General features: G+C 58.6%; 12 protein-coding genes. 6 read left to right on the top strand and 6 right to left on the bottom strand.

What is annotated here, in order from left to right; translation table 11 throughout:
• Nucleotides 1–31: 31 nt before the first annotated feature.
• Nucleotides 32–847: a phosphonate ABC transporter ATP-binding protein gene (gene phnC, locus ACR0NE_RS02755; RefSeq protein WP_170422930.1), complete on the bottom strand. Its 816-nt coding sequence runs from the start codon at nt 845–847 to the stop codon at nt 32–34.
• A gap of 218 nt (nt 848–1,065) precedes the next feature.
• On the opposite strand from phnC, the gene ACR0NE_RS02750 reads away from it, so the two are divergent.
• Nucleotides 1,066–1,359 (top strand): hypothetical protein, encoded by a 294-nt coding sequence (locus tag ACR0NE_RS02750; protein WP_170407642.1) that lies wholly within the window; start codon nt 1,066–1,068, stop codon nt 1,357–1,359.
• Between the two features lie 86 nt (nt 1,360–1,445).
• On the opposite strand, the gene ACR0NE_RS02745 is transcribed toward ACR0NE_RS02750, so the two are convergent.
• Both ACR0NE_RS02745 and ACR0NE_RS02740 read right to left on the bottom strand, forming a co-directional pair.
• Nucleotides 1,446–1,832 carry a carboxymuconolactone decarboxylase family protein gene (locus ACR0NE_RS02745; RefSeq protein ID WP_480436495.1) on the bottom strand — a complete coding sequence of 129 codons (387 nt, stop codon included), beginning with the start codon at nt 1,830–1,832 and terminating at the stop codon, nt 1,446–1,448.
• A gap of 198 nt (nt 1,833–2,030) precedes the next feature.
• Complete coding sequence (locus ACR0NE_RS02740; protein WP_170509504.1) at nt 2,031–3,122, bottom strand: aromatic ring-hydroxylating oxygenase subunit alpha; 1,092 nt, start codon at nt 3,120–3,122, stop codon at nt 2,031–2,033.
• Nucleotides 3,123–3,336: 214 nt separating this feature from the next.
• Between ACR0NE_RS02740 and ACR0NE_RS02735 the strand changes: the two genes are divergently transcribed.
• Genes ACR0NE_RS02735 through ACR0NE_RS02720 form a run of 4 tightly spaced genes read left to right on the top strand, consistent with a single transcriptional unit; the run spans nt 3,337 to nt 9,482 of the window.
• Nucleotides 3,337–5,811, top strand: coding sequence for an FAD-dependent oxidoreductase (locus ACR0NE_RS02735; RefSeq protein WP_170596241.1), 2,475 nt, complete (start codon nt 3,337–3,339; stop codon nt 5,809–5,811).
• A 47-nt stretch (nt 5,812–5,858) separates the two neighbouring features.
• Nucleotides 5,859–6,974 carry a mandelate racemase/muconate lactonizing enzyme family protein gene (locus ACR0NE_RS02730; RefSeq protein WP_170596243.1) on the top strand — a complete coding sequence of 372 codons (1,116 nt, stop codon included), beginning with the start codon at nt 5,859–5,861 and terminating at the stop codon, nt 6,972–6,974.
• A 13-nt stretch (nt 6,975–6,987) separates the two neighbouring features.
• Nucleotides 6,988–8,091 (top strand): enolase C-terminal domain-like protein, encoded by a 1,104-nt coding sequence (locus ACR0NE_RS02725; RefSeq protein ID WP_170596245.1) that lies wholly within the window; start codon nt 6,988–6,990, stop codon nt 8,089–8,091.
• Between the two features lie 29 nt (nt 8,092–8,120).
• On the top strand, nt 8,121–9,482 hold the full coding sequence (locus ACR0NE_RS02720) for an aminotransferase class III-fold pyridoxal phosphate-dependent enzyme (protein ID WP_170596247.1): 1,362 nt from the start codon (nt 8,121–8,123) through the stop codon (nt 9,480–9,482).
• A gap of 173 nt (nt 9,483–9,655) precedes the next feature.
• On the opposite strand, the gene ACR0NE_RS02715 is transcribed toward ACR0NE_RS02720, so the two are convergent.
• Together ACR0NE_RS02715 and ACR0NE_RS02710 are read right to left on the bottom strand one after the other, a co-directional pair.
• Nucleotides 9,656–10,135 carry an invasion associated locus B family protein gene (locus ACR0NE_RS02715; RefSeq protein ID WP_170407630.1) on the bottom strand — a complete coding sequence of 160 codons (480 nt, stop codon included), beginning with the start codon at nt 10,133–10,135 and terminating at the stop codon, nt 9,656–9,658.
• Between the two features lie 18 nt (nt 10,136–10,153).
• Nucleotides 10,154–23,365 (bottom strand): autotransporter outer membrane beta-barrel domain-containing protein, encoded by a 13,212-nt coding sequence (locus ACR0NE_RS02710; RefSeq protein ID WP_170596249.1) that lies wholly within the window; start codon nt 23,363–23,365, stop codon nt 10,154–10,156.
• 383 nt (nt 23,366–23,748) lie between these two features.
• On the opposite strand from ACR0NE_RS02710, the gene ACR0NE_RS02705 reads away from it, so the two are divergent.
• Nucleotides 23,749–24,786 carry a zinc-dependent alcohol dehydrogenase family protein gene (locus tag ACR0NE_RS02705; protein WP_170596251.1) on the top strand — a complete coding sequence of 346 codons (1,038 nt, stop codon included), beginning with the start codon at nt 23,749–23,751 and terminating at the stop codon, nt 24,784–24,786.
• 65 nt (nt 24,787–24,851) lie between these two features.
• Here ACR0NE_RS02705 and ACR0NE_RS02700 read toward each other — a convergent pair whose 3' ends face one another.
• The gene (locus ACR0NE_RS02700; RefSeq protein ID WP_170407624.1) at nt 24,852–25,655 is read right to left on the bottom strand and encodes a helix-turn-helix domain-containing protein; all 804 of its coding nucleotides are present in this window, start codon (nt 25,653–25,655) and stop codon (nt 24,852–24,854) included.
• Nucleotides 25,656–25,766: the final 111 nt, after the last annotated feature.

Raw genomic sequence — 25,766 nt, 5'->3', positions numbered from 1 at the left:
TAGCCCGCGACGGACGCGGGGGGAAACTGGCTCAGACGTAGGCTTCCGCTTCGCGGACCTCGGGCCTGTCCAGTGTTTCGATCTCGGTCGAGGTTGCGGCCTCGGAAAAGTCAGCACCTGCACCGTAGATGTCGCGCGCTACGCCCGTGGTCAGCTGCGCAGGGGTGCCGTCGAACACAATCCGACCATCACGCATTCCGATGACCCGGTCGCAGTAGCGACGTGCGGTATCCAATGTGTGCAGATTAGCAATGACCATGCGGCCGTCTTCTTCGTGAATGGCGCGCAGCGATTGCATCACAACCTGCGCATTCATCGGGTCGAGCGAGGCGATCGGTTCATCCGCCAGAATGATCTTCGGGTCCTGCATCAGCGCGCGGGCGATGGCGACGCGTTGCTGCTGGCCGCCTGACAAGGCTTCGGCTCGCTTGGGTGCTTGCTCGGCAATGCCTAGCCGATCCAGAATTTCAATCGCCTTATGAATATCCGACCGCGGGTACAGGTTGAACATCGTCGAAAAGGTCGATTGCCTGTTCAGCGTGCCATGCAAAACGTTCGAGACGACATCCATGCGCGGTACAAGATTGAACTGCTGGAAGATCATCGCACAGCGCGATTGCCATTCGCGTTTGGCAGCACCGCGAAGCGCAGAGATCTCTTCGCCTTCAAAAGTAATTGTGCCGGTCGTTGCATCGCTCAGACGGTTGACCATGCGCAAAAGCGTGGATTTTCCAGCCCCGGAGCTGCCTATAATCCCGATCATGGTTGGCTTGTTGACGACGATATTCGCCGAATCCACGGCCCGTTTGTCACCAAACTTTTTGGTCAGCTTTTCAATTCTCAGCATATCGCCCCCATCGTTGCGAGGCGGATAGAACGTCAAAACAAAAGCTTCGTGACGCTTTTGAATCGTTTCGTTTACATCTACGCGAAAGATTTGTGACAGGCGCGATGATTGCCTGGTTCTGCAGCGTGTGGCGTTTCTCGCAGGACTCTGCGCGAGTTTTATCCACAGGGCGTCACAAAACTGTTACGCTTGAGCGCAGAAAGAACTAACCTTCACCTATGACCCGTCTTCATGCCAGCCTTCTTCTTCTATGCCTTGCGGTGCCTTCTACTGCGCAGTCCAAAATGGCGGATGTCAGCTGTGATGACAGCGCGCGGATGGCACAGACACTGAAACAGGTTCTGGGGGCCGAACGTCAGGGCATGGGTTTGCGCGATCCCGAAACAATGCTGGAGGTTTGGGTCAAACGTACAAGCGGAGACTGGATGATCGTTCAGAACTACGCCAACGGTACTTCATGCATCGTCGCGATGGGGGACCATTGGCAAGGTGAGGTGCCAGACCCGGCTTAGGCAGGTGTCAGCAGACTGCGCGAACTGCAGACGCGCAATCTCGCTGATTGTGTCGTTCCTTCTAAAGATCTCGCGAAGGGATCAGGTCAGTCCAGCAGCCCACGTTCGGTCAGGACTTTGCGAGCGACACGGAAGCATTCAAGAGACTGCGGGACGCCACAATAAATGCCGATCACATGAATGATTGATCGGATTTCCTCTTTGGTGACACCATTGTTCAACGCGCCGTTACAGTGGATTTCCCATTCATGCATCTTGCCGAGTGCCCCAATCATAGCGAGGTTCATCATCGAACGAGTCTTGTGATCGATCGTGTCATCCCCCCAGCCGAAGCCCCAGCACCAAGCAGTCATGTTCTCTTGGAATGAGCGGGTAAAATCATCCGCCGCTGCCAGGTTCTTCTCAACATACTCGGCGCCCAGCGTCGACTTGCGCTGCTTCAGGCCATGTTCAAACAGGTTGTCGTCCATCATTCTCTCCTCAGGTGAAACGACCGATCTGCAACTTAGTCGGTCCTGGCTCGATATTCCGCTAAAGCCGCCGCCCCTGTCTTACAACCAACCCCACCACCGAAGGCAAGGGGCTCGATCGCGTCGTTCTGGTCGGGTGTGCCCTTTGGCACAGCGTTGGCTTCGGTGATGTCTTATCTGGCCCATCCACAGCACGTAACGTTATTCAATCGCCTCGCGCATCCATTGTTGAAGCTTCGCAACGGAATGCTCGCTCATGACGCCACAGGCCGGATCAAGCACCAGCGGTCCCGGTTTGTACCCTTTGGATTTCAGGCCGCGGTGAACGGATTCCACTAACCGAATATCCTCGGCCACAGTCGTTTCGCGATCCTGAGTGGCAAGGCCACGGATCACGTCGCTTTCATGACCGCCTTCTGTGTACCACCCGCGCCAGACGGTACAGCTGTCCACTGTATTTGCCCGCCAATGATAGGTGTTCAGAACATTTCCCGGATAGCATTGGAACGAGAACATCGGCCACAGGAACCAGCTTTGATAGTCGCCCGCGTGCATGTTGCTTTCCAGATCAATCGGATAGGTCATCTTTTCGAGGCTTTGGCACTCGGTCGTGTGACGCAGCACGTAACCTCCCGACACATCGGGCTGAATGTCATAGGTTTCCGGTTTGATCACGCCTTCTGCAAAGGTCGGGTGATTAGTTGGGCAGTGATAGCATTCCGAGTAATTCTCGATCGAAACCTTCCAATTGCAGTTCTCGGGAATTTCCACCCACTCTAAGGGGGCCAGAGCGTTAGTGTTCGGCACGAACTCAGACAACTCGTCCCGGACACCGGGATACCATTCGTCCATCGTTGCCGCGTTATCGTCCAAATTGACAAAGATGAACCCAAGGAAGTCTTCGGTCCGTACTTCGGTCAGACAGATTTTCGCGCGATCAAAACCGGGAACTTTCTTGATGTTCGGCCCAGACCGCAGGCCGCCGGTAAGCTCATAGGTCCACTGATGATAGGGACAGACCACTACACGGGTATTTCCGGTTCCGGTCACCATTTCATGCGCACGATGCTGGCACACGTTGTAGAAAGTCCTGACAAGATTGTCGCGTCCGCGAATGGCAAAAAGGTTCTGACCAGCGATTTCGAACGCAAAGTAATCGCCTACATTTGGGATATCTGCCGCATGACCTGCGTATTGCCAAGTTCTGCACAACAGGCCGTTCATCTCTTTGTCGAATATGTCAGGATCCGTATAGTACCGGGCCTCGAGCGAGTGGGTTGGCAGGACAGTCATATTTTTTCTCCTGATACAAACCGAGCTGGTGTTTCAGTCAAAAAGATCGCGTCAGGATTCGTAACATCCGTACGCGTCACAATACCACTTGAAACATCTGTACCGCACATTGCTTACCTCGGTATGTACATTTGTGCCATTTTTCATTGACAATGGTACATATGTAGCAATAGGAAGTCCACAGAATTCCATGTCTCGGAAACAGGAAGTTGCGATGTCTAAAAAGGAACTGCCTGCACGCGCAAAGGTCGTCATTGTCGGCGGTGGCGTCATGGGTTGCGGACTGGCCTATCACCTGGGCCATGAAGGTTGGGGCGAAGACACGGTACTGTTGGAAAAGGCCGAGTTGACTTCGGGCTCCACCTGGCATGCCGCTGGTCAGATCACTCACTCCACCAGTTCCTACGGGCTGGGCAAGATGGTCGACTATAACATTGGCCTCTATTCCAAGACACTTGAGGAAGAAACCGGTCAGGCGGTCACGTGGCACGGCTGCGGTTCATTCCGTCTGGCCTATACCGAGGATGAGATGGACTGGCTGCGCCACACATTATCAGTTGGCCGAGCGCTGGGGTTCAACATCGAGTTGGTAGGGCCTGACTTCATAGCTGAAATGCACCCCTACTATAACCTCGACGGTGTCATTGGCGCGCTTTACACGCCAGATGACGGTCACGTTGATCCTTCGAACGTGACTATGGCCATGGCCGCTGGGGCCCGTCAGAAAGGTGTGAAGATTTTCCGCCACTGTCGCGCGACCAACATCACCCAGAACGATGCAGGTGAATGGGTGGTGAAAACCGAACAAGGCACCATCACCTGCGAACACGTGGTCAACGCCGGTGGCACATATGCCCGTCAAATGGGCGAATGGTCAAACCTGCAGTTGCCTATGACCTCGATGACCCATCATTATTTTGTCACTGAAGATGTGCCGGAATTCAAAGACCTGACAACTGAGCTGCCGGTGATCCGCGATGACAAGATGGTTTCGGGCTATATCCGCATGGAACAGAAAAAGGGCCTGATCGGGATCTATGAAAAGGAGAACTCGAACTCTGTCTGGCATGATGAATGCCCATGGGAGTACGAAAACTGGCTGTTCGAGGCGGATTATGACCGTGTTATGCCATGGCTGGAAAACTCATTAGAACGGATGCCGATCTTTTCTGAACTGGGCATCACCCGTGAAGTCCATGGTGCAATCAGCCACCCGCCAGATGGCAACCCGATGGTCGGCCCCGCACCGGGCGTCAAGAATTACTGGTGCTGCTGTGGCACGCAGATCGGCATCGGTTGGGGGCCTGGTCTGACCCGTGAACTGGCCAAATGGATGGTACACGGTGCTGCTGATATCAATATGCGTGACTACGATCCGCGCCGCTTTGGCAGCTATGCCAAGAAAGACTGGCAGGTCATCAAGGCGCATGAGGATTACAAGCTACGGCACGAGATCCCCTTTCCGCATTTCAACCGCCTTGCAGGGCGTCCGATCAAACCCTCGCCGCTTTATGAAATCCTCAAGGAAAAGGGCGCGGTCTATGAAGAGGTTTTCGGCCACGAACGCCCCCGCTGGTTCGCGCGCAATGGTGTTGAACAGCGTGATCACTATTCGTTCCGCCGTAACGAGGTTTTCGACATGGTGGCGCTGGAATGCCAGGCCGTACGTGAACGCGTCGGCATCATGGACGTGACCGCGTTCACCAAAGTCGAAGTTTCAGGCCCCGATGCCTATGCCTATCTTGACCGTCTGACGGCCAACAAGATGCCGCAGAAAGACGGCTCGATCACGCTGACCCACTTTTTGAATCGCCGAGGCCGGATCGAGCTTGAGACGACCATCGTTCGCATGGCTGAAGATCGGTTCTACCTTGTATGTGCCGCCTTCTTCGAACAACGCCTTGTCGATCACCTGAACCAGAACCTCACGGGAGAGACAGTCTTTGTCAAAACGCTCTCCGAAGATTGGTCGGCTTTGTCCCTGAACGGGCCAAATTCCCGCGAGGTGCTGGCCAGATGCACCGACGCGGACCTGTCCAACGCCGGGTTCCGCTGGCTGTCGGCTCAGGAAATCACCATTGCGGGGCACAAGGTCTGGGCCTTCCGCATGTCCTATGCGGGCGAACTGGGCTGGGAATTCCATATGCCGGATGAAGCCTGTTTTGACGTCTACAACGCACTGTGGGCTGCCGGCGAGGAATTTGGCATCGAAAACTACGGCTCGTTTGCGATGAACAGCCTGCGCATGGAAAAAGCATTCCCCGGTGCTGGAGAACTGACCAACGAGGTCACGCTGCCAGAGGCCAATGTCAGCCGGTTCTTCAAGCTGGACAAAGAGTATCTGGGTGTCGAAGCAACGCGCGCCAGTGCCGCTCAGTCTGAGGCGGGCGAGATGCCTTGGATTTGCGCCTATTTGGAGATCGAACCGGATGGGGTCGAAGATGGTCATGGGGGTGAGGCTATTCGGATCAACGGCGAGGTTGTCGGTGCAATAGCCTCGGTCGCCTATGGCCACAGCGTCGGCAAAATCCTCGCCTTTGCTTACGTCAAGCCACACGTGAATGTTCCGGGCACAAAGATCGAAGTAGTTATCGCTGGTGTACCCCGCAAAGGGCGTGTCCTCGGCGAAGCAGCCTATGATCCGAAATCCGAACGCCCACGCACGGACGCAGTTCGTGAACTGGCGTGATCTGAAAACCAGAGCATCGGCCATCGCGGAAGCCCTATGGTGACGCCATGAAGATAACCCGTATCCGTGTGTTCAAAACCCCCCTGCCCTATGTCGGCGGATCATACGGCTGGGGCGCGGGCAACGCGATCACAACGTCGATGTCTTCGGTAGTGGTGATCGACACGGATGCGGGTCTACAGGGCTGCGGCGAGTTTGCCCCATGCGGCGAGAACTACATGATCGCCCATTCCGAAGGCGTCGAGGCCTTTGCCCGCCTCGTCGCCCAGCGCTTGCTGGGGGAAGATCCCCGCCAGCTGTCCAAGATCGAACGGTTGATGGATGGCACGGTCCAAGGTCACGGCTACGCCAAAGCGCCCTTTGATGCAGCGTGTTGGGATATTCTGGGACGGTCCACCGGACAACCTGTTTGGATGCTGATGGGCGGCAAACTCACCGATGGTGCGCCGATGTACCGGGTTGTGCCGCAAAAGCCTGTCTTGGAAGAAACCATCGCCGAGATGGAGCAGCACCGCGCAGCGGGATACCGGCAGTTCCAGATCAAGGTAGGTGGCGACTGGGTGACCGATATCGACCGTATCCGCGAAGGCGTGCCCCTGCTGAAACCCGGTGAAAAGGCTATGGCAGATGCCAATCAGGGTTGGCGCGTTGACAACGCCATCCGTGTGGCGCGCGCAACCCGCGATCTGGATTTTATCCTCGAACAACCCTGCCACAGTTACCACGAGTGCCAGCAGGTGCGCCGCGTAGCCGAGCAACCAATGAAACTGGATGAATGCGTCACCGGGATTGAAATGGCCCGACGCATCGTGAACGATCGGGGTGCCGAAATTTGTTGCTTGAAGATTTCTAACCTGGGCGGCCTGTCCAAAGCCCGCCGGGTGCGTGATTTTCTGATTGATCACGGTATTCCGGTTGTTTCAGAGGACACATGGGGTGGGCAGATCACCACTGCTGTGGTGGCTCATTTTGCGGCCTCAACACCCCAAGAGATGCTGATCAACTCGACCGATCTGATGAACTACAACACACGAAACACCGGGATTGGCGGCCCCACAGTAAGGGACGGTAAACTCTATGCCACAGATACTCCGGGGCTTGGGGTGACGCCGGACTTTGACAGGCTTGGCCCACCTGTCGCAACCTACGAATCCTGCGCCTGATGGAAACCGCCTGATGAAGATTACTCGCATCACCGCCTGGGAAGTCCCGCTGACCTCGCATGACACCTATTACATGGCCGAGGGCAAGACCTGCGATACGACGGTTTCCGTGGTCGTCCGCCTGGATACCGACACCGGCGCATCGGGCTGGGGAGAGGTTTGTCCGATCCCGCATTATTTACCCGCCTATGCCAAGGGCGTGGCTCCAGCGCTTGAAGAGATGGCACCCGTTGTCATCGGCGCTAACCCGGTTGGTCCCGAAGCGCTGATGGAGCGCCTTAATAAGCATCTGATCGGGCATGGCTACGCCAAGTCAGCCATTGATACAGCGCTTTGGGATCTGACCGCACAGGCAGCAGGACTGCCGCTATATGCTTTGCTCGGTGGGCGCGCCGTTGCCGATATGCCGCTGTATCATTCAATCACCTGTATCGCACCGGAAGAAATGGCGCACATGGCGCGCGATGCCTTTGATCAGGGCATGCGACAGTTTCAGGTGAAGCTGGGTGCAGATAACAACTGGGAAGCCGACGTTGCTCGTTTGATTCAAGTGCGCGAGGCTGTTGGTCATGGCCCGTTGGTTTATGGAGACTGGAATTGCGGGTCAGATACGCTGACCGCCACACGAGTTGGCCGCGCTGTCTCGCATCTGGACATCATGCTGGAACAACCTTGCGCCACGATCGAGGAATGCGCCCATGTCCGCGCCGCGACTGGTCTGCCGATGAAGCTGGACGAAAGCGCCTGTGACATTCATTCGGTTCTGGCAGGACACCGCGCTGGCTGCATGGATGCTGCTGCGCTGAAACTGTCGAAGATGGGCGGCCTTTCGACGATGCGTCAAATCCGCGATCTCTGCCTGTCGCTTGGCACGCAGATGTGCATCGAGGATACCTGGGGCAGCGATGTTACGACGGCCGCCTCGCTGCATCTTGCGGCCTCAACCCCAGCGCACGGCATCATGAATACATGCGATCTGTCCCACTATGTCAAACCGCGTCTCGATCCGAATGTACCTAGCCGCCGGAACGGTCGCATCGCCCCACCCGAAGGCCCCGGCCTTGGCGTCAGGCCTGATGCAGACGCTTTGGGCCAGCCAGTAACCATCATCGATTGATCCCAACCCCGCACGCCAAGAGGCCTGTTATGGAAGACTTCAGCAACGCCTACCCCTCCCATGATCCCGAATGGGTCAAAGACATGCACGCGGACCATTACCTGCAAAGCTGGTCAAAGCAGGGCAGCCGCCCGCGCGTCATAACCGGCGCCCAGGGCAGCTGGTTCTGGGACAGCGATGGCAAACGCTACCTCGATTTTCAAAGCCAGCTGGTGAACGCCAATATGGGTCATCAGCACCCCAAGATCGTACAAGCGATTAAGGATCAGGCGGACAAGCTTTGTTATATCGGCCCGGCCATGGGCTCGGATGTTCGATCAGAACTCGCGGCAATCATGACCGAGATCACACCTGCCAACATCACATCAACCTTTTTTACAACAGGAGGGTCCGCCGCCAATGAAACCGCGATCCGTTTGGCGCGGCATTACACCGGTCGGACAAAGATCATTGCCCGCTACCGTTCCTACCACGGGGCAACCGGTGGCACGCTATCGCTGACCGGCGACCCGCGCCACCATCTGACCCGCGCCGATATGCCGGGCATCGTGCGGATGCTTGATCCTTACGTCTATCGGTTACCAACAGGCCACAAAGACCCGGCCCAGTGCCCGGTCGCCCAAGGCGGGCCGCATCTGGAAGAAATCCTGATGTATGAAAACCCCAACACCGTGGCCGCTGTCATTCTGGAACCTATTGTCGGCACAAACGGGATCATCGTGCCACCCAACGGATATCTGCAATCTATTAAGGCAACCTGCGAGAAATATGGCATCCTACTGATCGCGGATGAGGTCATGGCCGGGTTTGGCCGGACCGGGAAATGGTTCGCTGTGGATCACTGGGGTGTTCAACCGGACATCATCACCTCGGCCAAAGGCATTAACTCGGGCTACGTCCCGCTTGGCACAATGTCCGTCAGTACCGAATTGCATGATTGGCTGCGCGACACCCCGCTACCCGGGGGTCTGACCTATGCTGGCCATCCCCTTGCCTGCGCCTCAGGCGTCGCCGCGATCCGTGCCATGCAGGAAGAAGGCACGCTGGACCATGCCACCGCGATGGGTGAAAAGATGCGCGCAGAGCTGCACAAGCTGGCAAAGAAACACCCCTCGATCGGGGATATTCGCGGCAAGGGCATGTTTAACGGGATCGAACTGGTCAAGAACCGCGACACCCGCGAACCGCTGGTGCCGTTTGCCGCCAAAGGTGCGGACGCCAAACCCATGAGCGAGATGATGAGCTTTGCGATGAACGAAGGCCTCTACCTGTCCTTCTTCTCGAACGTGATCCGCCTGACCCCACCGCTCAACATCAGTGAAGACGACCTGATGACAGGGCTGGCGATTCTGGACCGCACCCTCTACATCGCCGACCGGGAGTGTCTCTGAGAACTAGTCGGCGCGAACGATCGCATTTCGGAAATCCAAAGCCATCACATAGCCCTACGCCGCAGCCTCCGTTCGTTGCGAGCGCAATCACAAAATGAACGCTCTGGTCAGACCCTTCTACGCGTTGCTGACCAAGAAGGCCTGCGCGGCCTTCTGGAAGGAAGGCCAAGCAATCACGGCAGCATATCGGATATTCTGCTAAATCCCGCCAGATCGAAACCAAAGGAAATCGGATCGCCGACCCGGTTTACGCTTTCAATACTCAACAGATTGCCAGCGCGCATCTTTGACATCCAGTCCTGAGAAACAGGAGAACGGGCAAAACAACCCTGTGCTTCGCAGGTTAGAAAATCCAGCCGCGCGATCTCGGCATCATCCACTTTAGCAATCAGCCCTTCAGAGAACAGCAGGCCAAATGGCAGTGTCAGCACCGCTTCGATCTCGTCTCTGCCGGCAGGTTTGACGAACGCAATCGAGGCAAGCCTTTGATTGTTCTCGGTTAAGATAATGGTCTGGGTCATTTCACAAATCAATTCAGTTCCGTTGACCTGATTGCTGCAGTTGACCGACCACAATGGCGCTTCGTTTTCCTGTGCGCCAAGTTGAGTTGTCAAACCGAACGACGCCACCAAAGCGTAGATCCAAGTTTTCATACTGCTGTTCCTCATAAACTAGAATTGTATCCCAAGGCCAATGCCAACCTGCAGGGCTTCGGTTGAGTCTCCAAACATATGGTCCAGGCTCAGGTTGATAAAGCTGCTGTCATCCAAAGCAAACAATCCCAACCGCGCGGACACGACGCCGTGGGCGTCACCGATATAGCTGGTATTCACGAACCCTCCGTCGGCGGCGCTGGCCCCACTGAAGCCAGCGGTTATCGACACTGTGTCGTCAGACGAGAGGATGGCACCGGCGCGCAAGCTCGCACGCAGTTTCTGCGAGGCGCTCAGGATCTGCTCGGTCCCGATCTCAATCGACGGCGTCAGCGAATAGATCACCTCGTTGTCGTCCTGCAAGACGACACCTGACAAAGTGGCATCGCCATTGCTTTCCGTCGCCAACCGCGTCGCATCGACGGCCAGTTCGGGGCGCAGATACGCTCCACCAGCGCCAAGTCTTTGATCATACGCCAGGCTGAGCCGCAGGTTCTGGTTGTTCATCTTGTGCTTGATCTCGCTGACACCAACGGTGTCCACAATTGTGCCATTGGGCAAAACGCCCCGGATCCCACCTGCACGGCTTGTATCGTAGTTTGACCAACCTGCCGACAGCATGGCCGTAAACTCCCACGCGCCTGTGTATTTGGTCAGCGATGCACCCAGATTGAACCGATCGCCGGATGCATTGTATTGCGATCCGTTCTGCAGGCTGATCTGGTCGTAGCCCAGGGCAAACCCTGCATACAACTCATCCCCCACCGGTAGACGGACACCCGCCGACCAATTGGTGTTATTGACGTTCAGATCGTTGTAAATCCCGGTCTGCTCGCGGTCGAAGAAATAGCGGCCGCCGGTAAACCAGATACAGTTACGCGGATCATCCCCGGCTTGATAATTGGTGTAGCGTTCGCAGTTTTGCAGCGTATCCGCGAATACCCGCGTGCCAAAATACGCATCCACCGCATCTGCGGCGTAGTCCGCTGTCGACAAGCTCTCAATGGCCGCGATCACATCGGCCTCGGATTGCATGTTCCCGATCAGCGCCAAAAGCTCGCCCTGTTCGGACGTTCCCCGCCCGTTCAGGACATCATTGATATAGTCACCGATCGCGGTCTGGTTGGAGTTCATCCTAGGCGTCGAATAGTCTGGTGTGATCACCAGATCGATCGAACTGCCGTCCGACGTCGCCCCGTTCAAACCAATGGAGTAATCAAGAACCACAGTGTCCTGGATGGTCGTGCCAGCATCTGCGGCCGTTCCATCGGGATTGATGATGACAAGCGGCAACGCGCGTTCGAGCGTGTTCAACCGCGGCACCAATGTACCACCAATGGTGGCATCCCCGGTGACATTGATCAGATCGCTGTCTCCACCCGATATGCCAGTGGTTCGGAAATACACGTCGAACGTTGAAGTCGCAGTGCCGCCAAAGGCCAGACTTCCGGTCACGTTCGTGGTCTGGCTGACATTTTCGGTGAAGGAAAAATCATCCGCTTGAACAGCAGCCGTCAGGCCTCCGTCGACGCCCCAATTTGCGCCCAGAACCAAGTTGCCATCCACCTGCATGAGCCCGGCGTCGCCCAGATTCACGGTATCCAATGCATAGAAGGTTGCACCATCTTCCACGGTCAGGCCATTCGTCCCGTCACCAAGGTTCAGGTTCCCAAGCGCGCGTCCGGACAGCGTAATTTGTTCATTGCCATCGCCGCCGTTCACCAGTTGGTTATTGCCCGCGATCAGCACCGTGTCTTCTGATAGGGTCAGCGTGTTGTCGGTACCTCCGTCGACAATGATCGAGGCAACCGAATTCGCTTGCCCGGTGCCGCCCATGACAACACCATCGAAACCAAGCATGATGGCGTCTGCCCCGTCACGGCCTTCGGATTGAGCAAAGACACCAATGCCCCCGTCGCCGACCGACAACACATTGCCGGTCAGGGTCATGTCGATAGCACCGCCCGACCCGGCGCCACCTGCGGCACCCCGGAATATGGAGTCGACGATGCCGCCACCGCCACCCAGCGATTGCACTGCAACACCGATCGCGTTCTCTCCGCTGGTGATCGTGTTACCAGTTTGCGAGATTAGAATGTCCCCGCCGTCCCCGCCATTTGCAGCTGACAGATTTACGGTCACCTGGCTGGGGTCCAGGTCTGTCGTGACAAGACCACCGCCACCACCGATGCTCTGGATCACGAACGCATGCGATCCGGTACCACTTGTGTTTACGTCACCGGTATTGGTGAAATCGACGTTGCCGCCATCTCCAGTTGAATCGTCCTGCGCCCCGAGGGTCACATCGACGCCTCCAAGACCAGCAACGACAGCTTCACCACCGCCCGCGCCGATGCTTTGAACGCTTTGGCCAAAGGACCGGTCACCGCTGGTGAAGACATCTCCATTCAGATCAAGATCGATATCACCGCCGTTGTTGCGGAAGCTTGGATCGGACCCCAGGATTACCGAAGCAAACCTGTTGGTATCAGCCGTGCCCGTGCTGTTGAGCACCAGCTTACCGCCGCCGCCGCCAATAGATTGCGCCGTACCTGCCGAGGAAAACGCACCATCAGTGCCGACATCGCCCGTCCGGCTGCCGAACACATCGCCACCTGCTGCATCATTCGTATCAATCGCGCCCAGGCGCGCATCAATCTCGATACCGTCGCCATCCTGAAGGCTGATGTTGTTGGCCGATGTGCCACCACCGCCGCCAACACTCTGCAGCATCAGACCTGTCGAGCGGTCGCTGGTGGTCGCTATGTTACCGACGTGCGACTGGGCAACCTGGCTGCCCGCTGTGCCCGAAACATCATCACCGCCCAGCGAGATGTCACTGATATAAACAGTGCCGGTTCCACCCGCGCTTACCGTCGCAGTCGTAAAGTCGACCGATGTTTCAGAGTTGCCGCCGCCGCCGTTAACGGATTGTGCGAAGATGGCCTCGCTGCCTGCACCATTCACCAGAATGTCACCAGTTGAATTGACATTCGCGGTTCCCACCGATCCGGTGGTCCCTTCTCGCGCGCCCAACACATGAGAGATCGTGTAATCCAGCGCCGAGACTAAGGGCGACGATACCGAATATCCTGCATTGCCGCCGCCGCCACCTACGGATTGGGCATAGATACCGAACCCGTTTTCAGCGTTCACGACAATCGTACCGGTATGGTTGACCGTGACATCTCCACCATCCGCCCCGTCACCACCAGAACCGCCAATGGCGATCTTCGAGTATGACTGGCCGGTCATGGTGTTTTTGAGGTCGTTCACATCCATCGCGACGGCCAAACCACCGTTACCGCCGCCGCCACCAACGGATTGCGCGAAGATACCGTAGGCCCCTTCGCCATCAACGCGGATGTCGCCGGTATTGGTGACAACCGCGTTTCCGGCAGCATTGCCACTGCCACCCGAACCACCGATGTTCAACTGCGCGGTCGGAGAGCTGCTGTCCCCCGTCTTCAGCCGCAAAGTCCCTGTGATCGAACTCCCACCGTTGCCGCCGCCACCACCAACGGATTGAGCAAAGATGCCATGCGCACCTGCACCAATGGTGAGGATCGTACCTGCATTTGTGACGGCCACGTTGCCTCCGGTTCCACCGGAACCACCCGAGCCACCCAGGCCAAACTGCAACGCCCGCCGAGTGCTCGCCTCGGCCCCGCCATAGCGACCATCAACCGAGATTGTCGATCCGCCATTGCCGCCGCCACCGCCGACAGACTGTGCGAAGATACCGTGGCTTTCGGCTCCGCTGGTCACGATCGTACCATCGGCTTCGTTCACAACAGTGGTTGTACTGCCAGAACCACCGGTGCCGCCGGTGCCACCAATAAGGATCGCGTTTGTCGTAGACCCCTCCGAGGACCGGCCCAGAATAATGTTTCGAACCTGCTGTGCATCACCACCGCCACCGCCGACCGATTGCGCGTAGATACCCACCGACTTGTCGCCCGTGGTCAGGATCACGTCCCGGTTGGTCACAGATACCGCCGCCGACATCGCACCCGAGCCGCCGTTGCCGCCGATGGACAATGTCGCGGTGTTTCCAATCTCCTTACGCAGGCTGATGATGCGGTTTTCCACGACACCACCCATGCCGCCGCCGCCTCCGACGGACTGCGCAAAGATACCATGGGCCATGGTGCCTGCAGTGTTGATTATTCCGTCACTCACTACGGTAACGATGTCCGAGGTCATACCGTCCCCACCGGTACCGCCTATGTTGATCGATGCTGTGGTGCCGACTGTGGACGGGTTGACCACAGCTTTGATGGTATCGAGGTTCGATTGTCCGGCCTGTACCATGCCGCCAGTTCCGCCTGCGCCACCGATGGATTGCGCCATCAGCCCAATCGAGCGATCTCCTAACGTTGCGATCTGGGCAGTGTTGGTCACGTCCACCGTGCCACCAACGCCTCCGGTGCCGCCGGTACCACCGATGGACAAGGCAATTGAAGTACCCTTGCCAGCCGAGTTGCTGGCCTTGCCACCATTGCCGCCGCCGCCGCCAACGGACTGGGCAAATACGCCATGTGCGTCATCGCCCTGTGTGACAACAGTGCCCGCCACCACAGAAGTCACATCGCCTGCTGCGCCACCCGTACCGCCTTCAAGCCCGACTGACAGGCTGGCTTTGTTGCCTTTGCTGTCGCCGGATTTCGGGGTGCCGATGCTGACCGAAGTTGATGACGAGTTACCCCCGCCATTGCCGATGGACTGTGCAAAGAAGCCATAAGACCGGTTGCCCGTCGTGCTGATCGCGCCGTTCGAGCTGGCATAGACGTCCCCACCGCTGCCCCCGGTTCCACCCGTGCGGCCGATCTGGATGTTTACATTGCCGCCATCAACCGACGTCGATGCCGAATTGTAGCCAGCATTGCCGCCTCCGCCGCCAACTGACTGCGCAAACAGACCATGGGAATCTGCGCCCGAGGTCGCGAGGTCGCCTGTATTGCGCACATCCACCGAACCACCGATGCCGCCCTCACCCGTGCCGCCGCCAATAGCCAAGCCAAAGCCTTTGTTGGTCGCGTCGGAGGCAAGCTCATAGGTCATGCCGAGGTTCAAGGCGGCGTTGCCGCCGCCACCGCCGATGGATTGCCCAAACACACCGTGGCTGCCATCTTGCAAGGTGACGATATCACCATAGTGGTCAACATCGACCTCGCCACCGTCCCCTGCCGTACCTGCATCGCCACCGATGGCAACCACCGCCGACACTCCGGTTTTGTTGCCCGAGGAATCTGCAGGGTTCACCTTGCCTTCAAGCTCATCCAAAACCGCGTTGTAGCTGGCGATGACCGAGTCATCGACGCCGGTATTGGTCGGTGTCTTGCGATCCGTGGAATCGCCGGTGCCGCCGTTACTTTGATTGCCGGTGGTCTTGCTGATACCCACAACTGCGTTGATCCCGGCATCGCCGCCGCCGCCGCCAATGCTCGACGCCTCGATACCGTGCGATCCAACGCCATCGGTCGTGATTGTCCCCGCAGCAAGGGCCGCTGTGCCACGCGCGACGGTCACGTCACCCGCATCGCCGCCACCGCCGCCAAAGCCGCCGATCCCCATCGCGATCGGTGAGCTGTCCTTAGTACCAACAAAGGTTGCATTGATGCCGCCAGTGCCACCGCCGCCGCCGATGCTCTGGGCAAAGATTCCGCGCGCGTGATAGCCATTTGTTGCGATGTTGCCGGTCTGAGTGACCGACACGTCACCCGCATCCGCACCAGTACCTCCGTGGCCGCCAAGGCCGCCCACAATGCTCAGATCCGTTTTGCCGTCCGAGTTGTTGGAGTCGCCATAGTTCAGCTGCCCGGTCACGTTCAAAGCACCGTTGCCACCGCCGCCTGCGATCGACTGGGCCAAAACTCCATGTTTCCAGTTGCCGGCGACTGACACAGTTCCCGCGTGATTGACGCCCACATTGCCCGAGACATTGCCGTCACCGCCAAAGCCTCCGACGCCAAACGTAACCGAAGGGATCTTGCCATCTTTGCTGAGCGCAATACCGCCCGAGACATTCAGACCGCCATTGCCGCCGCCTCCGCCGATGGACTGTGCCAGCAGACCCGCCGAGCCATCGGTATCGGGTTTTTCTTCGTTGAAGACACCCATGTCGATGAACAGGCGTTCCAACCCGAAGTTCGACGCCAATTCCTCGGTCTCATCTACGATCGAGTCGCCCAGGAAATCGCGCAGTTTGTCTTCGAAGGTCGTTGTGTTGGGGATCGAGATATCGTCCGGGTTCGTTGTAACCGTAATATCCGCTTGCGAGGTGACCGTGACGTCTCCGGCCTGACCGCCATCGCCTGCGAAACCACCGACGCCCACGATCAGAGAGCTGTCGGATACGATCCCGCCTGACACGTTCAGACCACCGTTGCCACCGCCGCCGCCAACGGATTGGGCCAGCAGGCCGGATTGGCCAGTGCCGTGAGCTGTGATCGTACTGCCTGCGCCAATGTTCACATCGACATTTCCGGCGTCTCCACCGCCGCCACCAAAGCCCCCGACGCCCACGACAACCGCGTAGGATTTGCTGCTATCTGTCTGGCCTGCGCCGGGTTTGCCGCTGATCGCGAGGCCGCCCGAGACGTTCGTACCACCGTCACCGCCGCCGCCGCCAAGCGACTGAGCAATGATGCCACTGGCTCCTTTGCTTTCATCAACAGCGAATGTTCCATCCGGTTGCTCGACCATCGGAACGGCCTGCACATTGCCGGTATAGTCCAGATCGACGTCACTTGCGTCACCGCCAGCCCCGCCAAAGCCGCCAACACCCGCTGAAACCGAAAAGATCGTGTCCGACCCCGATGGTTTGGTCAGCGCCAGAGTGCCCGAAATATTCACGCCCCCGGTGCCGCCACCGCCACCAAGGCTTTGCGCAAACAGACCATGCGATCCGTCGCCCGCCGTCACTACATCGCTTTGAACATCCAACGTGACCGCATCGGCATTGCCACCACCGCCACCAAAGCCACCAAGTCCCAGGGCAACCGCTGCACCGGATTTGCCGGTGAGATTGACAGCGCCAGAAACGTTCAGACCGCCGTTACCGCCGCCGCCGCCGACCGATTGGGCCATGACACCAATACTGTCTACGCCAGTGGTTACCACCGAAGTTGTGCCACTGCTGTCCGTTCTTGAGCGCAATGTGCTGTTCACTTCACCAGCGTTACCCGCCCCGCCACCGAAGCCGCCAACGCCCAGACTGACCGAGCCGCCATTTTCCTGGCTGATACCCAACGAGGCCGAGATATTAGTGCCGCCGTTGCCACCACCGCCGCCAAGGCTCTGTGTCAGGATCCCGGTGCTGCGATCACCTGTTGTGGTTACTCCACCGGTGATTGTCGATTGCACCAACGCTCCGGCATCAGCGCCGCCGCCGCCAAAACCGCCCACACCGATGCCGACCGCCGCATTGGCTGATCGGGACAGAGACAACGCTGCCGAAATGTTGGTGCCGCCGTTGCCACCACCGCCGCCGAGGCTTTGCGTCAGAATGCCGACCGAGTCATCACCGGTTGTCATGACATCTCCGGTGACCCGCTGCGTGACGTTATCTGCCGCACCACCGTCCCCGCCAAAGCCGCCGACGCCGATCCCCAAACCGCCGGAATAGTTGCTGGCTACAGAAATGGCCCCGGAAATGTTTGTGGCGCCATTGCCGCCACCTCCGCCAAGGCTTTGTGCGATAATACCTGCCGACCGCGGACCCGAGGTGCTCACATTGCCCGAGAACGTGTTGTCGACTACCCCGCTGGTCCCGCCACTGCCGCCGAAGCCGCCCACGCCGATACCTGCCGCACCCGATCCAGTGCGTGCGATGCTCAGAGCGCCCGATATGTTGACGCCGCCATTACCGCCGCCGCCGCCAACGGATTGGACCAGAACGCCCGCCGCGTTCTCACCACTTGTAGTGACATCGCCGGTGACCGACCCCGTCGCCGCGCTCGCAGCACCGCCATCGCCACCCGAGCCACCGATGCCAACCCCAACGGCGCCGCCTCCGGTGCCCGAGATGTTCACGGCGGCTGATACATTCAGCCCACCATTGCCACCGCCGCCTGCAGCAGATTGCACCAAAACGCCGCCTGAATTGTCTCCTGAAGTGGTGACATTGCCCACGACCGTGCCTTCGGCCGTATCCGCATCGCCCCCGTCGCCACCGCTGCCGCCAAGACCGACAGACGCACCGCCGCTGCCGGTTCCGGCAACAGTGACTGTGGCGGAAACATTCATGCCTCCATTGCCACCACCGCCGCCAAGGCTCTGCACGATCACCCCGCCGGATTCATCGCCTTGTGTCGAAACGTTGCCGTTCAATGTGGCTTCAACTGTGCCTCCGTTGCCACCGGTGCCGGACGCGCCGCCAAGGCCTACTGACGCGCCACCTGATCCGGTGCCCGCCGCGGCCACTGCGACCGAGACGTTCATGCCACCATTGCCACCGCCGCCGCCCACAGATTGTGCCAAGAGACCGCTAGAGGTTTCACCTTGCGTGATCAGATTCCCGGTTACATTCGCCGTGACCGCCGAGGCGTCACCGCCGCCAGTTCCACGGCCGCCCAAGCCAACTGCCGCAGCGCCAGAACCCGTACCTGCGCCACCGACGGAAGCAGAAACGTTGAACCCGCCATTGCCGCCGCCGCCGCCGATTGATTGCGCCACAACTGCGCTGGACTGCGCACCTTCGGTTTGAACACTATTGGCAACCGTCAGGCCAACAACACCCCCCGTGCCGCCGCTGCCACCGGACCCACCCAGGCCAACGCTGATCGCGCCCGATCCGGTGCCGGCCCCAGCCAAAGCCGGTGAGACATTGAAGCCACCATTACCACCGCCGCCACCAACGGACTGCGCGAGGATACCCACCGAAGCCTCCCCTCGGGTTACCACGTTAGCTGTTGTGCTGGCCGTCACCAAACTGCCGTCACCCCCGGCGGACCCTGAGCCGCCCAGACCAACCGAAACTGATCCCGCACCCGTTCCAGCCCCGGACACGGTGGGCGAGACATTGAACCCGCCGTTACCACCGCCACCGCCAAGCGACTGCGCAACAAACCCGCTAGAGGCGAAGCCATCCGTCAGGATGGTGCCATTCGAGGTCAGCGTGACAATGCCGCCATTGCCGCCGGTATCACCTGAACCACCCAGTCCTACACTCACCGCACCACTGGCTGTACCTGCGCCCGACAGAACCGGGGCTACGTTGAACCCACCGTTGCCGCCTCCGCCACCGATGGATTGCGCTACGACGCCCGAGGACTGATCCCCCTGCGTTTCAACCGCATTGTTCGATGTGGCATCGACCGTGCTGCCATCGCCGCCACCGCCGCCGTTGCCACCCAATCCGACCGAGACGCCAGCCCCTGCAGTGCCCGATCCCTGAACCGATGCGCTGACGTTAAACCCGCCGTTACCTCCGCCACCGCCGATGGACTGCGCAAGGAATGCTGTCGCCGAGTCGCCTTGCGTCAGAATTGTCCCACTGGATCTTAGCGTAACCGACCCGCCATTACCGCCACCTGCGCCCGTTCCACCAAGCCCGACGCTGACCGCACCGCTTGCAGTACCTGCACCGGCCCCAGTCCCCGAGATATTAAACCCACCATTGCCGCCACCACCGCCGATGGATTGGGCGACGACGCCTGAAGAACGGTCCCCGACAGTTACAATCGTATTTGTAATCGTCAGATTGACTGTGCCACCCGTCGAGCCCGTACCTGCGTCGCCGCCAAGGCCAACTGAAACTGCACCGCTCGCAACCCCAGCCCCTGCAAGTGACGCGCTAACATTAAAAGCACCATTGCCACCGCCGCCGCCAACGGACTGTGCCAGAACGGCAGTTGAGTCCGCGCCACCGGTGCTTACGGTGCCTGTGACTCGACCGGTCACCGATTGACCGATTCCACCTCCTGAGCCGTCGCCACCAAGGCCTACGGTGACGGCACCGCCACCTGCCCCCGCACCAGCAACACCGGCCGTCACGTTGAAGCCACCATTGCCACCACCGCCGCCGATGGATTGGAAAACTACGCCGCCTGAACCTTCGGACACTGTTGTGACGTTTCCTGCAACCTGGCCTTCAACCACGCCGCCATTGCCGCCTGTATCGCCGTTGCCGCCGAGCCCGACGCCAATTGACCCAGCACCGGCTCCTGCCGCTGCCACTCCGGCAGTGACATTGAAACCACCATTACCACCGCCACCGCCGATGGATTGAATAACGACAGCCGTCGAGCGTGCACCTTCGGTCCGAACGTCGCCGTTGACGCGCACGCCGGTTACCGTACCGCCTATGCCGCCGCTGCCTCCGTCGCCGCCAAGTCCGACTCCAATCGTTCCGGCACCGCCACCGCCGGCCGCCAAGCCAGCAGCGACGCTGAAGCCGCCATTGCCACCGCCACCGCCGATGGATTGCACCACGACCGCACCGGCATCGTCCCCACGGGTTGTGACATCCGCATCAACTTGGGCCGTCACTGTACCGCCCGCACCTCCACCGCCAGCTTTACCGCCGAGGCCTACACTGATGGACCCGGCAGCGCCGCCCGCAATATCGGCACTGGCACCGATGGCATAACCACCATTACCACCGCCGCCGCCAACGGATTGCGCAACGACACCGCTGGAGAATGCGCCACTGGTTTCGATTGAGGTCCCACCGGCACGCAAAGTGACGTTGCCACCGATACCGGCACCACCACCATCTCCGCCGACACCGACGTTGATCCCGACCGCAGCGCCTCCGCTTGCGCTGATACCGGCCGCGATGCTTCCACCACCATTACCGCCACCGCCGCCCACGGTTTGCGCGATAATCGCGCTGGAGCTTGTGCCAGTCGTGGTCACGTCAGCATTGGTATAGACCTGAACAAGTCCACCATTGCCCGCACTGCCGGCCTTGCCGCCAATTCCAACTGATACGTTGCCCGAAAACAGAGCCGAGGCGCCACCGGTCGCAGCGACCGCCAAACCACCATTGCCACCACCCCCGCCGACGGACTGGAACAGCATGCCTGTCGATCGGTTTCCGGTCGTGACGACAGTGCCTTCAAACCCAGCTGCCGTTGCGACGCCACTACCATCGAACTGGCCAACCGTGACCGGACCACCCGTGCCGCCCGTACCTCCGTCACCGCCAACCCCAACAGCCAGCGAACCCGATACCGGACCTCCAGAGGCTGCGACAGATACCGCATAGCCACCATTGCCGCCGCCACCGCCAACAGATTGCAGCATCACCCCAACCGAGTCGTCGCCTCCGGTCTGCACCGAAGCTGAACCGCTGCCGCTAAGCGTGACCGTCCCACCGTTGCCACCATTGCCAGCGGACCCACCAACCGAGACCGATGCCGCGCCAAATGCGCCAACCGCAACCGAGACCGCTCCGCCACCGTTGCCGCCACCGCCGCCGACGGATTGTGCAAATACACCTGCCGAGCGCGCGCCCGAAGTCCGGATAGCCGACGGCTGGCTGCCATCGGTGTTGGATAAGGTTACGTTGACATTGCCACCGGTCCCTCCGGCCCCGCCATCACCACCGATGGCTACCCCGACAAACGCACCTACCGAACCGGACGAACCACCATTGCCGCCACCGCCACCAATCGACTGGGCCAGAATACCCATCGCCTCATCACCCGAAGTGGTGATGATCCCGTCATTCACGATCGTCACAGTGGACCCGCTGCCACCGCCGCTGCCATTGCCACCGACCGAGACCATTCCACCGGACGAGCCACCATCACCGCCACCGCCGCCGATGGATTGCGCGATAATCCCGCGGGCGTTGTCGTCTTCGGTTACAATACGCCCGTAGTTGCTGACGCTTACCGCAGCGCCCGTTCCGCCCCGAGATCCTGTGCCACCAATCGCAACAAGCCCATAGGAGTTTGCACCGGTTCCGCCGCTGCCGCCGATGGATTGCGCCATGACACCGTCAGCCCCAATGCCCGAAGTCAGGATGCTTCCCGAACCTTGCACAGTGACATTCACCGAGTCCCCGCTACCGCCGTTCGAGCCCACACCACCAAGAGAAAGTGATACCAGGCCGCCTGCAGTTCCGCCCGAACCACCGCCGCCGCCGATGGACTGGGCAACAATACCGCGCGCGAAATCACCTTGTGTTTCAATCGCGCCACCATGCGAGACGTTAACCCTGCCTCCATTTCCGCCATTATCGGCCCCGCCAATGAGCGAAACCAACAAGTTGCCACTTGTCCCCGCTGACCCCCCCGAACCGCCGATGGATTGGGCGTAAATACCGTTCGCATAGTCGCCGGTCGTCAAGATGCTACCGCTTGAGGTCGTGTTTACCGTTACGGTGCCACCGCTACCGCCATAGCCTCCGTTACCGGACGAGCCAACCAGCCCCCATTGTGACCCACCATTACCGCCGTTGTTCGAAACGCTCAGCGCATAGATGCCATCAGCCGAGTCGCCGGACGTAGAAATGTCACCCCGCTGCGTAACGGTTACGTCGCCACCATCTGCCGAGTGGCCACCGGTGCCCCCACCCGGAGCCGCGAAGCCGCTGCCACCATCACCAGCCTCGCCGCTGCGGCTGAAGGCAAATATACCGTCATAGCCGTCGCCCGATGTCTGGATCGTGCTGCTGGAGGATTGTGTTGCGTTTACCGTGCCGCCTTCCCCGCCGTCGCCGCCATCGCGCCCGTCCCAAAAGCTCAGATACGAGTCGCCGCCCTGACCACCGTCACCGCCAACGCTACCCACTTGCCAACCGACATTGCTGGTTGCGTTGACATTCCCGCTCAGGGTTTGAGTCTGGGTTGGGCCATCGGCACCGTTTCCACCTGAACTTGGTGGCACAACAAGCGCACCATCGCGCCCATTGCTGCCATCTCGCCCGTAAACGACCTGGCTCACACCGTTAGGTCCGGAGACGTTCACCGGCGGGGTGACAGAGCCAGGAGTACCCGAACTGTTGAAGTTGCTGTTGTACTGAGACAGGGTCAGCTGAGTGGACAAGCTGGCCGTTCCGGTCGCACCAGAATTACTGATCTGAGCCGTTGTTCCCGTTATGGATACAATCTCAAATGCCAGTGGGGGATTGTCGGAGTTGTAAATTGTATCGCCGGCATCTTTGACGAGAAACACATAGCCATCCGCCGTCTCAACAAAAGCCGTCGTCCCGGCTGTAGGTGTTGAAGCGGGATCCACGATCAGTGCAGTGACTGTCGTATCCAGACCAGTCACAGGGTTGTTAACAGTGTCTCCAACAATTGAATCTGCAGTCGGCGCGGCAAGCAAAGGTGTTGAATTAAATAGAAAAATAGAAAGCGCAAACAGCAGGTTTGAAAACTTTGACACCTTGAGACCCTACAACCCAATTCACCAGCACAGAAGGCAAAGAAGAGCTGCACCCAAAAGCAACACATTGCTTTTGGGAATTTCCCCATCACCACCTAAAGAAAGATATGCGCAAGTTTAAGGAGAGTGGATTTCTTAAATTTGTCTAAAACTGGATTTGGTTAAAATAGTGCTAAAATGCCACAACCTGGGTTCATCCCTAAGGCTGGATCAGTTCGGCTGAGTTGGTTTAGGTACACACTACTTTTCGAAAAATGAAAGAGCACACTATGAAGGCTGTCCTGTTCGAGAAGTTCCAACAAACCCCCAAGGTTGTCATAGTCGACGACCCTGCACCCGATACTCATGGCGTTGTTCTGAAGGTCGAAGCCACTGGCGTTTGTCGCAGCGATTGGCACGGGTGGATGGGGCATGACAGTGATATCGAGCTGCCTCACATACCCGGTCATGAGTTGGCTGGCGTGGTCGAAGCCGTCGGACGGGATGTAAAGAACTGGAAAGTTGGCGACAAGGTAACCGTGCCTTTCGTCTGCGGCTGCGGAACGTGCAGCGAATGTCACGCAGGGCATCAGCAAGTCTGTCTGTATCAAGAGCAACCCGGCTTTACCCATTGGGGCAGTTTCGCGGAATATGTGCCAATTCATCAGGCTGACCTTAATTTGGTCGCGCTGCCTGAAACCATGGAATTTGCAACCGCCGCCAGCCTTGGCTGCAGGTTTGCCACTTCATTCCGCGCGATCGTCGATCAAGGAAGGGTCTCGGCCGGTCAATGGGTTGCCGTACATGGCTGCGGTGGGGTCGGTCTGTCAGCCGTTATGATTGCTGCCGCCGTCGGGGCCAATGTCATCGGGGTTGATCTAGACGAAGCCAGACTCGAACTTGCGCAAGAACTGGGTGCAGTTGCGACCATTAACGGTACAGATGCTGATGTTCCCGAAGCGATCCGCGAAATTACCAAAGGCGGCTCCCATGTGTCAATCGACGCTTTGGGTCATCCCGTCACTATGACCAACTCGATCCTCTGCCTGCGTCCGCGCGGCAAGCACATTCAGGTCGGTCTGATGCTGGGTGATCACGCTTCGCCAGCAGTACCCATGCCAAAGATCGTAGGACAAGAGATCGAATTGCTTGGTTCGCACGGGATGCAGGCGCATCGCTATGGCGCGATGCTCGACATGATTAAAAATGGCAAGTTGGATCCGGCGCGATTGGTGGGGGAAAAAATCAGCCTGGAAGACGCACCCAAGGCCTTGATAGGGATGGATAAGTTTACCTCAATCGGTGCGACGGTCATCACAAGGTTCTGAGTCACAAACTGGATCCGCCCCGTGCGAAAATGGCGCCACTAAACGGCGATTTCAAAATGCATCACTCAATTGGCAAGTTCTGTTGGTATCGCTGAAAAATGGGCATCGCCTGATCCCAAAAGGTACTTTCGGACCGCCAGGTCGATTGATTTACTCTGTTCTGAATAGACACCGCAGGCAGTGAGCGCTTCACGGGCGGTAATGCGCTCATCAAGCCGTTTCCAGATTGTTTTCGCCGCATAAGGGTGTGGAAACGGCCGCCAAGCCACACCCATTGTCATGCCACGCAAGTATTTTAGCTGTTGGCGATGCGCGGAATAAAGGATGGTCTGCGCAATGCTTCCTTCCTTGCCGCATTCATGTTCCGTGGCGAAGATCCTGTTACCGCGCAGGGCAACCAGCCCTTCGTAGCGCGAAATCTGCCGAACGCTTTTGTCCGGGGACGTGGCGTTTTCGTGCGAGCGGATCGTCACGACGCCATCCACCTCCTTAAGTCGGATCAGAGAACAAAAAATGCGCCCCTGCCAAGACGGTGTGCAAAAGAAAGAATGATAGAAGCCCACATAGCGTCTGAGATTCTTCACCTGATCACTGTACGGCTTAACAAACAAGCTGGCAGGAGTTTCTTTCCGACGGACGATCGAGTCTTTCAATGTTTCTTCAAAATCCGTCCGAGGCGCAAAAAGCTGCGCCTCAGGCAGATCGAAATACCGAGCGATACGGCGCAGGTTGTGGGCTGATGGCAAGCTTTCGCCGTTGAGGTAGCGATTAAACTGCTGCCTGTTCAGGCCGATTTCTCGACAGACTTGCGAGATATTGCCTCGCTCGGCGCACAAAGACCGTAAATTTGCGGAAAAACTTTCGGACATAAGCGTCATTTCTTTCGCGTTTTGACGCTATAATGCTAAAGATTGAATAAAAGCGCGTAAAGTAGCTCAGTTCAATAATTTTCGGAATGCGGGTTGGCTGTACCAAACGCA

This window comes from Ruegeria sp. C9 (assembly GCF_056537585.1).
The sequence above is the reverse complement of the archived record's forward strand: the minus strand, read 5'-3'. Positions and strand labels throughout refer to the sequence as shown.